At 66.0% G+C, this 12,358-nt stretch carries 10 protein-coding genes; 7 read left to right on the top strand and 3 right to left on the bottom strand.

The window, feature by feature from the left end; translation table 11 throughout:
• Positions 1 to 19: 19 nt before the first annotated feature.
• The 3 genes from pgaB to pgaD are packed head-to-tail and all read left to right on the top strand — an operon-like array spanning position 20 to position 3,833.
• On the top strand, positions 20 to 2,056 hold the full coding sequence (gene pgaB, locus CQ050_RS21665; protein ID WP_105558880.1) for a poly-beta-1,6-N-acetyl-D-glucosamine N-deacetylase PgaB: 2,037 nt from the start codon (positions 20 to 22) through the stop codon (positions 2,054 to 2,056).
• Complete coding sequence (gene pgaC, locus CQ050_RS21660; RefSeq protein WP_105558879.1) at positions 2,053 to 3,390, top strand: poly-beta-1,6-N-acetyl-D-glucosamine synthase; 1,338 nt, start codon at positions 2,053 to 2,055, stop codon at positions 3,388 to 3,390. Before pgaB ends, pgaC begins: the two co-directional genes overlap by 4 nt.
• Positions 3,387 to 3,833 carry a poly-beta-1,6-N-acetyl-D-glucosamine biosynthesis protein PgaD gene (gene pgaD / locus CQ050_RS21655; protein ID WP_105558878.1) on the top strand — a complete coding sequence of 149 codons (447 nt, stop codon included), beginning with the start codon at positions 3,387 to 3,389 and terminating at the stop codon, positions 3,831 to 3,833. The genes pgaC and pgaD overlap by 4 nt, the downstream gene beginning before the upstream one ends.
• Before the next feature lie 12 nt (positions 3,834 to 3,845).
• Here the strand turns inward: pgaD and CQ050_RS21650 are convergent, their stop codons facing one another.
• Positions 3,846 to 5,123 (bottom strand): MFS transporter, encoded by a 1,278-nt coding sequence (locus tag CQ050_RS21650; RefSeq protein ID WP_105558936.1) that lies wholly within the window; start codon positions 5,121 to 5,123, stop codon positions 3,846 to 3,848.
• A gap of 166 nt (positions 5,124 to 5,289) precedes the next feature.
• On the opposite strand from CQ050_RS21650, the gene CQ050_RS21645 reads away from it, so the two are divergent.
• A complete protein-coding gene (locus CQ050_RS21645) occupies positions 5,290 to 6,108 on the top strand; it encodes a helix-turn-helix domain-containing protein (RefSeq protein WP_105558877.1) in 819 nt (272 codons plus the stop codon).
• Positions 6,109 to 6,333: 225 nt separating this feature from the next.
• Entirely contained in the window at positions 6,334 to 8,940 is a 2,607-nt protein-coding gene (locus CQ050_RS21640) for a penicillin-binding protein 1A (RefSeq protein WP_105558876.1), read from the top strand.
• 73 nt (positions 8,941 to 9,013) lie between these two features.
• Here CQ050_RS21640 and CQ050_RS21635 read toward each other — a convergent pair whose 3' ends face one another.
• Positions 9,014 to 9,727, bottom strand: coding sequence for a metallophosphoesterase (locus tag CQ050_RS21635; RefSeq protein WP_105558875.1), 714 nt, complete (start codon positions 9,725 to 9,727; stop codon positions 9,014 to 9,016).
• A 246-nt stretch (positions 9,728 to 9,973) separates the two neighbouring features.
• Between CQ050_RS21635 and CQ050_RS21630 the strand changes: the two genes are divergently transcribed.
• Together CQ050_RS21630 and CQ050_RS21625 are read left to right on the top strand one after the other, a co-directional pair.
• Positions 9,974 to 11,149 carry a PepSY domain-containing protein gene (locus CQ050_RS21630; RefSeq protein WP_105558874.1) on the top strand — a complete coding sequence of 392 codons (1,176 nt, stop codon included), beginning with the start codon at positions 9,974 to 9,976 and terminating at the stop codon, positions 11,147 to 11,149.
• Positions 11,146 to 11,343, top strand: coding sequence for a hypothetical protein (locus CQ050_RS21625; protein ID WP_105558873.1), 198 nt, complete (start codon positions 11,146 to 11,148; stop codon positions 11,341 to 11,343). The genes CQ050_RS21630 and CQ050_RS21625 overlap by 4 nt, the downstream gene beginning before the upstream one ends.
• Positions 11,344 to 11,410: 67 nt before the next feature.
• On the opposite strand, the gene CQ050_RS21620 is transcribed toward CQ050_RS21625, so the two are convergent.
• Positions 11,411 to 12,238 carry an aldo/keto reductase gene (locus CQ050_RS21620; protein WP_105558872.1) on the bottom strand — a complete coding sequence of 276 codons (828 nt, stop codon included), beginning with the start codon at positions 12,236 to 12,238 and terminating at the stop codon, positions 11,411 to 11,413.
• Between the last annotated feature and the right edge of the window lie 120 nt (positions 12,239 to 12,358).

Here is a 12,358-nt window from a genome sequence, read left to right as displayed (position 1 = left end):
CCCGGACCCGGAACCCGTCATGCCGCTTAACACCCCTACCCGTTTGATCCTGGCAGGCTTGCTGCTGCTGGTCATCCTGGCGTTGACCGCCTGTGCCAAGGACATTCCTGTCTACACGCCGCCGGCCGAACGCCCCCTGGCCGCCTCGGAACAGCCCTGGAAGCCTGACCAGTTCCTGGCGCTGGCCTATCACGACGTCGAAGACGAAGACCCCGACCAGGGCTTTCTCAGCGTGCGCACCGACCGGCTGGTCGAACAGTTGGCCTGGTTGCGCGCCAACGGCTACCAGGCCGTGTCCGTCGACCAGATCCTGACGGCGCGCCAGGGCGGCAAGCCGCTGCCCGACCGCGCCGTGCTGCTGTCGTTCGACGACGGCTACCGCAGCTTCTACACCCGCGTCCTGCCCATCCTGAAAGCCTATGGCTGGCCCGCGCTGCTAGCCCCCGTCGGGGTCTGGATGGACACGCCGGCAGGCCAGCCGGTGGACTTCGGCGGCAGCCCCGAGGCGCGCAAGCGCTTCTTGAACTGGGACGAAATCCGCGAGATCTCGAAATCCGGTCTGGTGGAGATCGCCGCGCACACCAACGCGTCCCACTACGGCGCGCTGGCCAACCCCCAGGGCAATACCGAACCGGCCGCGGCCATCCGCGCCTACAACGCGCAGACGCGCCAGTACGAAACCGAAGCCGAATTCAACGCCCGCATGGGCCGCGACGTGGCTGCCATCACCGACAAGATTCGCCGCGCGACCGGCCGCGCGCCCCGCGTGTGGGTCTGGCCTTACGGGGCGGAAGGCGGCTCCACGCTGCGCATCACGGGGGAACACGGCTATCAACTGGCGCTGACGCTGGAAGACGGCGCCGGCCGGCTGGGCCGCCTGATGTCCACGCCACGGTTGCTGCTGGCCAGCGACCCCGCGTTGAAACCCTTCGCCAACAGTGTCATCGGCATGGAAGCCAGCCCTTTCATGCGGGTGGCGCACATTGATCTGGACTACGTCTACGACCCCGATCCGGCGCAGACGGACCGCAACCTGGGCGAATTGGTGCAGCGCATCCTCGACATGCAGATCAACACCGTTTTCCTGCAGGCCTATGCGGACCCCGAAGGCGACGGCCTGGTGAAGTCGGTGTACTTCCCCAACCGCTGGCTGCCCATGCGCGCGGACCTGTTCAACCGCGCGGCCTGGCAATTGCATAACCGGGCCAACGTGATGGTCTACGCCTGGATGCCGGTGCTGGCGTTCGACCTTGATTCGTCCTTGCCGCGTGTCACCCGCTGGGAACCCGACTCGCAGGCAGCGGCGCAGCCCGACCCCGATCAGTACCGCCGCCTGTCCCCCTTCGACGCCACGGTGCGCACGCGCATCGGCGACCTGTACGAAGACCTGGCGCGCTACGCGATCTTCGACGGCGTGCTGTTTCACGACGACGCCCTGTTGTCCGACTTCGAAGACGCCAGCCCCGCCGCGCTTGCCGCCTACCGCGCGGCCGGCCTGCCGGGAAGCATCGAGGCGCTGCGCGCCGACCCGGACACCCTGCAGCGCTGGACCCGGTTCAAGAGCCGCGCATTGGTGGACTTCACCGCCCAACTCGCGGAACGCGTGCGGGCGGTGCGCGGCCCGCAGATCAAAACGGCGCGCAACATCTATGCGCAACCCGTGCTGAATCCCGAGTCCGAGACCTGGTTCGCGCAGAATCTGGACGACTTCCTGGGCGCGTACGACTGGACCGCCCCCATGGCGATGCCCTTGATGGAAAACGTGCCCAAGGGACGCGAGAACGCCTGGCTGGATTCGATGGTGGACGCCGTCGGCCGCCGTCCGGGCGCGCTTGGCAAGACCGTGTTCGAACTGCAAAGCCGCGACTGGCGCGCGGGCCCCGGCCAGCCCGACGGCGCGCCGGTGGACACCGCGGTGCTGGCCGGCTGGATGCAGCGCCTGCAACGGCGCGGCGCGCTCAGTTTCGGCTACTACCCCGATGACTTCTCGCAAGACCAGCCCCGGTTGCAAGACATCCGGCCCGCCATCTCCGAAGCCTGGTATCCCCTCCGATGATCGACCGTCTGCTCGCCCTGATAATTCTTTGCGCGGTGCTCGGCGCGCCGTTCGGCTTCACGTTGATGCTGACCGGAGAAGCGCTGCTGGGCTTCGTCTTCTTCTATCCCCTTTTCATGTCCGGCATGTGGATGGCCGGCGGCATCTATTTCTGGTGGCATTGGGAGCGCCACTGGACATGGGGCAAAGACCGCAAGCCGCCCGTGCTGGCCGGCGATCCGCTGGTGTCCATCCTGGTGCCCTGCTTCAACGAAGCCGCCAACGGCGAAGAAACGTTGCTGGCCGCGCTGGGCCAGAACTATCCGCATATCGAGGTCATCGCCATCAATGACGGCTCCAGCGACGGCACCGCCGCCATGCTGGACCGGCTGGCGGCGTCGCAACCGAAACTGCGTGTCGTGCACCTGGCCCAGAACCAGGGCAAGGCGATGGCTTTGCGCATGGGCGCGCTGGCCGCGCGCAGCGAATACCTGGTCTGCATCGACGGCGACGCGGTGCTGGACCCGGATGCCGCGGCGTATCTGGTGGCGCCCCTGATCGACAATCCGCGAGTGGGCGCCGTCACCGGCAACCCGCGCATCCGCACGCGCTCCACGCTGATCGGCCGCATCCAGGTGGGCGAGTTCTCGTCGATCATCGGCCTGATCAAACGCACGCAGCGCGTCTACGGGCAGGTGTTCACCGTATCCGGCGTGGTCGCCGCGTTCCGCCGCGTGGCGCTGGACCGCGTGGGCTACTGGAGCCTGGACATGATCACCGAAGACATCGACATCAGCTGGAAGTTGCAGCGCGACCACTGGTCGATCTTCTACGAACCGCGCGGGCTGTGCTGGATCCTGATGCCGGAAACCCTGCGCGGATTGTGGAAGCAGCGTTTGCGCTGGGCCCAAGGCGGCGCGGAGGTCTTCCTGAAGAACCTGCGTTCCATCTGGAGCTGGCGCCATCGCCGGCTGTGGCCGCTGGTAGCGGAATTCTGCCTGTCCACGGCCTGGGCGTTCGCATTCGCGATCTCGGTGTTGCTATGGGTGATCAGCCAGTTCGTCACCCTGCCCAACCAGATGCAGATCGCCAGCCTGATGCCGCCCGCCTTCACCGGCATGATGCTGGCGATGGTATGCCTGCTGCAATTCGTCGTCAGCATTCTGATCGACCGCCGCTATGAACCCGGCCTGACCCGCGCGCTGTACTGGGTCATCTGGTATCCGCTGGCCTACTGGATGGTCACCCTGTTCACCACGCTGATCAGTTTTCCCAAAGTCATGCTTCGCAAGCAGGCCCGGCGCGCGCGCTGGACCAGCCCGGACCGGGGCATCAAATCACCGGACGTCTCATGATCATCACCACGCAACGCTCGCGCGCGGGCTACCTCGTCGACCTGCTGCTGACCGCCGTCGGCTGGTTCGCCTTCGCCTACCTGTTCGGATCGGGCATCGTCGCCATCCTGCGCGCCGCGGCGGGCGGGCCGGACGTGGCCTTGTGGCCCGTCTTCCTGCCCACCGCGCGCACGCTCTGGGGATACGGCCTGCTGGCGCTGGCGAATGCCGCCATCCTGGTGGGCTGGGCGGTCTACAACCACCGGCGCTTCGGCGGCAAGGACCGCCGCAAGCCGATCCGCCCGCTTTCGGACCACCGGCTGGCGCAGAGCTTCGCCGTCACGGCGGCTCAGCTCGCGGACCTGCGCACGTCGCAGATCTCGATCATCCACCATGGCCCCGACGGCGATATCCAGCAAATAGAAAAAAGCCAACCCCGCCTGCGCTCGGTGCAAGCGGGCTGACGGCTGGCCCCTTCAGCCCCGGGTGCTGCCGGCCCGGGGCTTCTCGACATTCGGCAACAGAATCGCCACCACGCCCAGCAACGGCAGATACGCGCACACCTGGTACACATGGCCCAGGCTGGTCGCGTCCGCCAGTTTGCCCAGCGCCGCGGCGCCCACGCCGCCCATCCCGAACGCGAAGCCGAAGAACAGGCCGGCGATCATGCCCACCTTGCCCGGCACCAGTTCCTGCGCATACACCACGATGGCGGAAAATGCCGACGCCAACACCATGCCGATCACGACGACCAGCGCGCCGGTCCAGAACAGGTTTGCGTAGGGCAGCATCAGCGTGAAGGGCGCCACGCCCAGGATGGATACCCAGATCACGATCTTGCGGCCGACGCGGTCGCCGATAGGTCCGCCCACCACCGTGCCCACCGCCACTGCGGCAAGGAACAGGAACAGGTACAGCTGCGCCTCCCGCACCGACAAGCCGAACTTGCCGATCAGGTAGAAAGTGAAATAGCTGTTCAAGCTGGCCAGATAGAAGTACTTGGAAAACACCAGCACGCCCAGCACGGTCAACGCGCCAAGCACCTGGTTGCGCGACAGCCCGTTGCCCGCCCCGTCGCGTCGCGCGCGTGGCTTGAGCCGCACGCGGTTGGCGCTGTACCAGCGTCCGATGCCCGTCAGCACCACGATGCCGAACAGCGCCGCCAGCGAAAACCACGCCACGCTGCCCTGCCCGTGCGGAATGATGAACAAGGCCGCCAGCAGCGGCCCCAGCGCCGACCCCACGTTGCCGCCCACCTGGAAGAGCGATTGCGCCAGACCGTGCCGCCCCCCCGACGCCATGCGCGCCACCCGCGACGACTCCGGATGAAACACGGACGAACCTGTTCCCACCAGCACGGCGGCCACCAGCAGCCAGCCGAACGACGGCGCCACCGACAGCAGCAGCAGGCCCACCAGCGTGAAGCCCATGCCCACCGGCAAGGAATACGGCTTGGGATGGCGGTCGGTGTAGAAGCCGATGAACGGCTGCAGCAGCGACGCCGCCAGCTGATAGACCAGCGTGATCATCCCGATTTGTGCGAACGACAGGCTGAACGACGCTTTCAGCATCGGATAGATGGCCAGCAGGATCGACTGGATCATGTCATTCATCAAATGCGCCACGCTGATGGCGCCCAGCACCTTGAACGCGGTGGACGGGTCCGACGCGGGCGGTGCAGCAGCCGGCGTGGAAGCGGGAGTGGGAAGGGTGGCGTCCGTGACGCTGGCGACAGGATTCTGGGCGGAATTCATGGTGCGCATGCAAGAGGGTCCGGGCGGCCCGGCGCCATGCCGGGGACCAGCAGACAGTGTAGAAATCCGGCGCAACGAAGATCTGCCAATTTTCGTCGTGCAAGTGACAAAATACGGCTACGGCCCTTTCAGGTTTCGCCTCATCCTTTTGTCGGAAGTGACACTCGTGCCTACCCGCCCGCCCTTGCCCGACGCCGCCCGCAGCATCAATGCCCAGGACTACCAGCACCTGCCGCGCGCGGTCACGGCCATGGCCAAGGAATTCCCGGCGGGCGCGCAAACCGGCGCGCACTCCCATCCCCGCGCCCAGTTGATCTATGCGGTCGACGGCGTGATGCGCGTCACCACGCCCAGCGGCTTCTGGGCGCTGCCGCCGCTACGCGCGCTGTGGGTGCCGGCGGGCGTGCCGCATGGCGTCGACATGGTTGGCGCGGTGTCCATGCGATCGCTCTACATCCAGGCCGGGGTGGCGGCGGATTATTGGCCGCAGTGCCAGGTGATCGAGGTCAGCGGCCTGCTGCGCGAACTGATCCTGGCGTTGACGGCGGCGCCCGCCGATTACCCGCTGGGCGGCCGCGAAGAACAGGTCGCGGCACTGATCCTGTCCGAACTGGCGGCCGCCCGCGTGGTGCCCATCCAGATTCCCTGGCCGCGCGACCGTCGCCTGCAGACCATCTGCATGGCCATCCTGGACCAACCCGGCCTGCAACGCAGCATCGAAGACTGGGGCAGCGACGTGGGCGCCAGCGCCCGCACCCTGATCCGTCTGTTCCAGGCCGAACTGGGCCTGAACTATCGGCAGTGGGTGCAGCAGGTGCGGCTGGCGGACGCCGTGTGCCGCTTGTCGCTGGGGGTACCGGTGGCGCGAATCGCAGCCGACCTGGGGTACCGCAGCCCCAGTGCGTTCAGCGCGATGTTCCACCGGGCGCTAGGCGCGCCGCCGCAACGGTACCTGCAAGACGCCGATGCGCTGAACCGACGCTGAATTCCGACAAAAGCGTGCAACCGGCCTTGCCGTTTGTCACGGCGCGCAATACATTTCACAGCGCATTTCGATGCGCACGCGCGCGAAACCCCCGCCCCGCGTATCCTAGACCCCGTCCCTATATTTACGTGGCACACGCCCCCCACCGCTCCCCGGCAACTTTGGTTACTGAAACCTTATTGCGCCATGGCCGGTCTATAGCGTTCTGTCCTAGAATCGCCTGCAATGAGCACCCCCCAGCAATCCTCCGCCACCCCGGGCGGCAAATCGGGCCTTCCCTGGAAACGAATCCTGGTCAAAGCGGGTATCGCCGCGGCCGGCGCTGGCGTGTGCGGGGCCGTTCTGCTTGGCCTCGCCCTGGCGCTGGCCTGGCCCAGCCTGCCCGATCTGCACGCCATGACGGACTATCGCCCGCGGGTGCCGCTGCGCATCTATACGGCCGATAAAGTGCTGATCGGTGAATACGGCGAAGAGCACCGTAACGTGCTGCGCTTCGACGAGATCCCGGCCGTGATGCGCCAGGCGGTGCTGGCGGCCGAGGACGACCGCTTCTACAGCCACGGCGGGGTGGACTGGATGGGCGTCGCGCGCGCGGTGCTGACCAACGTCGTCAAGGGCTCGAAGTCGCAAGGGGGCAGCACGATCACGATGCAAGTGGCGCGCAATTTCTACCTGTCGTCGGAAAAGACCTATTCGCGCAAGTTCTACGAGCTGCTGCTGACCTTCAAGATCGAAAACGAGCTCAGCAAGGACCAGATCCTTGAGCTCTACATGAACCAGATCTACCTGGGCCATCGCGCCTACGGTTTCGCCGCCGCCTCGCGTACTTACCTGGGCAAGCCGCTGTCCGAGGTGACGCCGGCCGAAGCCGCCATGCTGGCCGGCATCCCCAAGGCCCCCTCGCGCTTCAACCCCATCACCAACTTTCCGCGCGCGGAAATCCGCCAGCATTACGTGCTGGGCCGCATGAAGACGCTGGACTACCTGACGCCCGAGCAGGCCGATGAAGCCCTGAAGCAGCGCTTGACGATCCGCGGCGCGGACGGCACCAGCGCGCGCGGCTTCGCCGTGCATGGCGACTACCCCGCCGAACTGGCGCGCCAACTGATGTATGGCGTGTTCCAGGAAGAAACCTATTCCAAGGGCATCGACGTCTACACCACGATCGATTCCAAGGCCCAGGAAGCCGCCTACCGCGCCGTGCGCGACGGCGTGCTGGACTACACGCGCCGTGCCGTCTATCCCGGCCCGGAAGACCAGCTCGACCTGCCCGACGGCGTGGAAAGCGACCCGCAGGCGCTGGACGAGATCCTGGACGGCGTGCAGGACAAGGCGCCCGACAGCGAAGACCTGCTGGCGGCCATGGTGCTGGCGGCCAGCCCCACGGAAGTGAAGCTGGCCCGCAGCGGACGCGACATCATCACCATTTCGGACAAGAAGGCGCTGGCCGTCGTGGCCCGCGCCCTGAACCCGAAGGCCAGCGACAGCCAGCGCATCCGCCGCGGTTCCGTGGTCTACATCCACAAGACCGGCGACAAGGAAACGGAGGGCTGGGAAATCATCAACATGCCGGCTCTGCAGGCGGCGCTGGTGTCCATGGCGCCCCAGGATGGCGCCATCCGCGCCATGATCGGCGGCTTCGACTACAACCGCGGCACCTTCAACCGGGTGACCCAGGCCTGGCGCCAGCCCGGTTCCAACATCAAGCCGTTCGTCTACGCGGCGGCGCTGGAACGCGGCTTCACGCCCGCCACGCAGATCTCGGACCAGCCGTTCATGCTGACCGCGGCCCAGACCGGCTCAAAAGACTGGCAGCCCAAGAACGACGGCAACAAGTACGAGCCCATGCTCACCTTGCGCCAGGGCCTGTACCGTTCCAAGAACATGGTGTCGATCCGCATCCTGCAAGCCATCTCGCCACAGTACGCGCAGGACTACCTGACCCGCTTCGGCTTCGATAAGTCGCGCTGGCCGGCCGTGCTGCCGCTGGCGCTGGGCGCGGGCGGCGCCACGCCTTTGCAGGTGGTCAATGGCTACAGCGTCTTCGCCAACGGCGGCTATCGCGTCACGCCGTATCTGGTCGATCACGTCACCGACCGCTCCGGCAAAGTGCTGATGCAGGCGCAACCCGTCCGCGCGGGCGACGAAGCCGCCCGCGCCATCGATCCGCGCACCGCCTGGGTCATGGACGACATCCTGCGCGGCGTCACCACCAGCGGCACCGCGGCGCGCGCGCACCAGGTGCTCAAGCGCAACGACGTCGGCGGCAAGACCGGCACCACCAACGAAGCCGTGGACGTCTGGTTCTCGGGTTTCACGCCCGCGCTGGCCACCACGGTCTGGATGGGTTTCGATCAGCCAAAATCGCTGGGCACGAACGAATTCGGCAGCGGCCTGGCCCTGTCGACCTGGCTGGACTTCATGCAGCCGGTGCTCAAGGGCGTGCCGGACGCCAAGCAGGCGCCGCGCCCGGATGGGCTGCTGGTCGAGAACGGCGAGTACTACTTCTCGGAATTCCCGCCGGGCCAGGCCGTCGCCTCGCTGGACTTGTCCTCGGGAGATGCCCTGACCGATTTCCTCAACAACAACCGCTCCACCGACGGCGTCGACACCTCGGTCAAGCCGCTGCCGGCCCCTGGCACCTCCGTGCAGCCGCCGAACCCCAACAGCCCGATCCAGGCCCCATTGATGCCGATCCCGGCGCCCCGGGCGAACAATGCCCCCGCCGCAGGTTCGCCTGCCGCAGGTTCGCCTGCCCTCGGCCTGGACGGCAACGGCGTCAGCGCAAGCGCGATCACCACCTCTGCCCCAGTCGCGGCCCGGCCGCTCTGATCCCGGCCTTGCACCGACACAAAGGGCGCCTCCAGGGCGCCCTTTTCCGTTCCACCGGCTGACGACCGGCGGCCTACTCCTCGGTCGCCAGCTCGGTGACAACCTCGCGTGGCCAGGCCTGCAGGGACTCCAGGTCCAGCAGCGTGAAATAGCCCGACCGCCAGCCCTCGGTATCGATGTGATACACGTTGCCCAATAGCAGGGGCGCCGCCACCGGCGTATGTCCCGCCACCACCGCCCGCACGCCCTTGATGAACGTCCTGTCCATTTGCCGCAAGCGTTCCCGCGACCACTGGCACGCCGCGCTGGTGCGCTTGTAGCGGTCTTGCAACGCGGATTCCAGCCTTGGCCAGAACAGCACCGGGCAATCCGCGTGCAACAAACCGACCGCGCCAGTGGACGTTTCGACCTCGATGGCAATGGGCAGCCGCGCAAATGCTTCGGCAAAGACCTCCTGCCGATCGGCCGGCAGGTCCAGGAACCAGCCGCCGCCATAGCCGCGCCAGTTCATGACGTCCACCTGCCCCGTGCGGACGTGGCGGATCGCATAGTCTTCATGATTGCCCTGCACCGCATGGAACCAGGGCTGGGCCAGCCATTCCAGCGCGGCCTCGCTTTCCGGGCCCCGGTCGACCAGATCCCCCACCGAAAACAGCCGGTCGCGCGCCGGGTCGAAACCCAGCCGGTCCAGACTTTCCTGTAGACGGGAAAAATGCCCATGCACGTCGCCCACCGCAAAATCGCGGCCGCGTTCATTGCGGGGAACTTTCAGAAATCGCTGCTCCATGATGATCCGGAAACCACCCCCCGCGAACGGGGACGGATCCGTCCCCACCAGCCGGTCGTGGCAATGCCTGCCTGTTGAAACCTGACCCTTCTTTTTAACCCGCTTTGCTGCCCGGCGCCGTCTCGCCCCGCTCGGCGTCGGGGTCAAAATATTGCGTTACGAGAATCGGTATTGTTCGTGATAATGTTCCGACTTTCCCAACTAATAACTGAAAGGGGGCCGCGCAGGCCACCTTTTGCCGTCGCCATGACAGCCGCTTCCACCATCAAGACTTGGTACTGGATCCACAAATGGACCAGTCTCGTCTGCACCATCTTCCTGCTCATCATCTGTCTTACCGGCTTGCCGCTGGTGTTCCATCACGAGATCGAGCATTGGCTGGATGACGCCAAGCCCCTGTCGGACGTGCCGGCCAACACGCCGCCCGCCCACCTGGACAAGCTTGTCGAAAGCGCCAAGTCCCTGTATCCCGGCGAAGTGATCGACTACCTGTTCTTCGACCCCGACGAACCTCAGGTCTGGGTGGGCATGGCCAAGACGCCGGGCGACGGCCAGGTCTCCGGGCACGCCGTGCGCATGGACGCCCGCACGGGCGACGTGCTGCTCGAGGGCCCGCTCTATACCGAGGACAAGTTCTCTTTCATGGGCATCATGCTGGCCCTGCACGTGGACCTGTTCGCCGGGCTGCCGGGCGAACTGTTCCTGGGCTTCATGGGCCTGCTGTTCTGCGTGGCCATCGTGTCCGGCGTCGTGCTGTACGGGCCTTTCATGAAGAAGCTGGAGTTCGGCACCGTTCGCGCCGCGCGGTCTTCGCGCCTGAAATGGCTCGACCTGCACAACCTGCTGGGCATCGTCACGCTGGTCTGGGCGTTCGTCGTGGGCGTCACGGGCGTCATCAATGAACTATCGACGCCGTTGTTCCGCCTGTGGCAATCGACCGAACTCGTGCGCATCCTGGAGCCCTACAAGGGCCAGACCGTACCGACGGAACTGGCGTCGGCCCAACTGGCGGCCGACACGGCGAAAAAAGCCCTGCCCGGCAACGAAGTGTCGTTCATCGCCTTTCCCGGCAACGCGTTCGGCAGCCCGCACCACTACATCGCCTGGATGCGCGGCGATACCCCGTTGACGTCTAAATTGAACACGCCAGTGCTGGTGGACGGCAAGACCGGCGCGCTGACGACCGTGGCCAAGATGCCCTGGTACCTGACCGCGCTTGAAGTGTCCCGCCCGCTGCACTTTGGCGACTACGCCGGCCTGCCCCTGAAGATCATCTGGGCCTTGCTGGACCTGATCACCATCGTGGTCCTCGTCAGCGGCCTCTACCTGTGGGTGGCGCGCCGCCGCGCCACCGAAGCACGCATCAACGAACTCGTGAAAAAGCACCAGGCCGCCGCCACCCCGCAAAGGACTCCCGCATGAGCGCCCGTAAAAGCAAAGGCGGCCGCGGCTTCATGTTTGTCTGGGGTGTGCCGATCCTGCTGGGCGCGCTAAGCGTGTTCGGCCTGCTGGCTGCCTTGCTTGGCACGGGCGGCTGGCACTGGGCCTCGTGGATCACGCTGACCATCCTGTTGGTCGTCATCGTGCGTTACTGGTGCTTTCCGCTGAAGCACTAGCCCGTTGGACAGAGGGGTGTCGGGGCCCCGCAGCCCCACCCCCGCCGATTTTTTACGATTGCCGGCCTTAGGCGCCGAAGCGCTCGGGGTCCGGCCCCAGGCGCGCGCCTTCCTTGATACCGTCGATCGCCGCCATATCGTCGCCCGACAGCTCAAAGTCGAAAACGTCAATGTTTTCACGGATGCGGGCGGGCGTGACCGATTTCGGGATCACGATCAGATCGCTTTGCAAATGCCACCGCAGCGTGACCTGCGCCGGCGACTTGCCGTGCTTTTTGGCCAGATCCAGGATGACCTTTTCCTTGGTGATGCCGCCTTGGGCCAGCGGGCTCCAGGATTCCGTCGCAATCCCATGCTTGGCATGGAACGCCCGCAGCTCGCGCTGGGTGAAGCCGGGATGCAGCTCGATCTGATTCACCGCCGGCACCACTTTCGACGATTCCATCAGCCGCTCAAGGTTGGCCTGCGTGAAATTGGATACGCCGATCGAACGGGCGCGGCCGTCTTCCTTCATCTCGACCATGGCGCGCCAGGCGTCCAGGAATTTGGTGCTGCCCGCCACCGGCCAATGGATCAGGTACAGGTCCACATACGCCAGGCCCAGCTTCTCCAGGCTCTCGTCCATCGCCTTGTGGGCGTCGTCGTAGCCATGGCGGTCGTTCCATAGCTTGGTGGTCACGAACAGATCCTTGCGTGCCACGCCGGCCGCTCGCAGCCCGGCGCCCACCCCCTGCTCGTTGCCATAGATGGCCGCGGTATCCACCGAGCGGTAACCGGCCGCCAGCGCCTCCTTGACGCTGGACGCCGCCTGCTCGTCCGGCACCTGCCAAACGCCCAGACCCAGTTGCGGGATCTTGTTGCCGTCGTTCAATTTCACTGCGGGTACTTTCGCCATAAGACCCTCCGTTGCTTGCACCGCGACACCGGCGCGGCGAATATGCGCCAGGTCGCGCAATCCTGGGCACAGCCCGGCTTACCCCAGGATTGAAGAGAAAAAAGGAGCGGGCTTGCCGAG

It is taken from the genome of Achromobacter sp. MYb9 (assembly GCF_002975275.1).
Lineage (GTDB): Bacteria > Pseudomonadota > Gammaproteobacteria > Burkholderiales > Burkholderiaceae_B > Achromobacter.
This window is presented reverse-complemented; position numbering and strand designations above follow the sequence as displayed.

Bases quoted from the DNA above. Each gene is read 5' to 3' on its own strand.
- pgaB (WP_105558880.1), top strand. From the start codon at position 20: ATGCCGCTTAACACCCCTACCCGTTTGATCCTGGCAGGCTTGCTGCTG.
- pgaC (WP_105558879.1), top strand. From the start codon at position 2,053: ATGATCGACCGTCTGCTCGCCCTGATAATTCTTTGCGCGGTGCTCGGC.
- pgaD (WP_105558878.1), top strand. From the start codon at position 3,387: ATGATCATCACCACGCAACGCTCGCGCGCGGGCTACCTCGTCGACCTG.
- CQ050_RS21650 (WP_105558936.1), bottom strand. From the start codon at position 5,123: ATGAATTCCGCCCAGAATCCTGTCGCCAGCGTCACGGACGCCACCCTT.
- CQ050_RS21640 (WP_105558876.1), top strand. From the start codon at position 6,334: ATGAGCACCCCCCAGCAATCCTCCGCCACCCCGGGCGGCAAATCGGGC.
- CQ050_RS21635 (WP_105558875.1), bottom strand. From the start codon at position 9,727: ATGGAGCAGCGATTTCTGAAAGTTCCCCGCAATGAACGCGGCCGCGAT.
- CQ050_RS21630 (WP_105558874.1), top strand. From the start codon at position 9,974: ATGACAGCCGCTTCCACCATCAAGACTTGGTACTGGATCCACAAATGG.
- CQ050_RS21625 (WP_105558873.1), top strand. From the start codon at position 11,146: ATGAGCGCCCGTAAAAGCAAAGGCGGCCGCGGCTTCATGTTTGTCTGG.
- CQ050_RS21620 (WP_105558872.1), bottom strand. From the start codon at position 12,238: ATGGCGAAAGTACCCGCAGTGAAATTGAACGACGGCAACAAGATCCCG.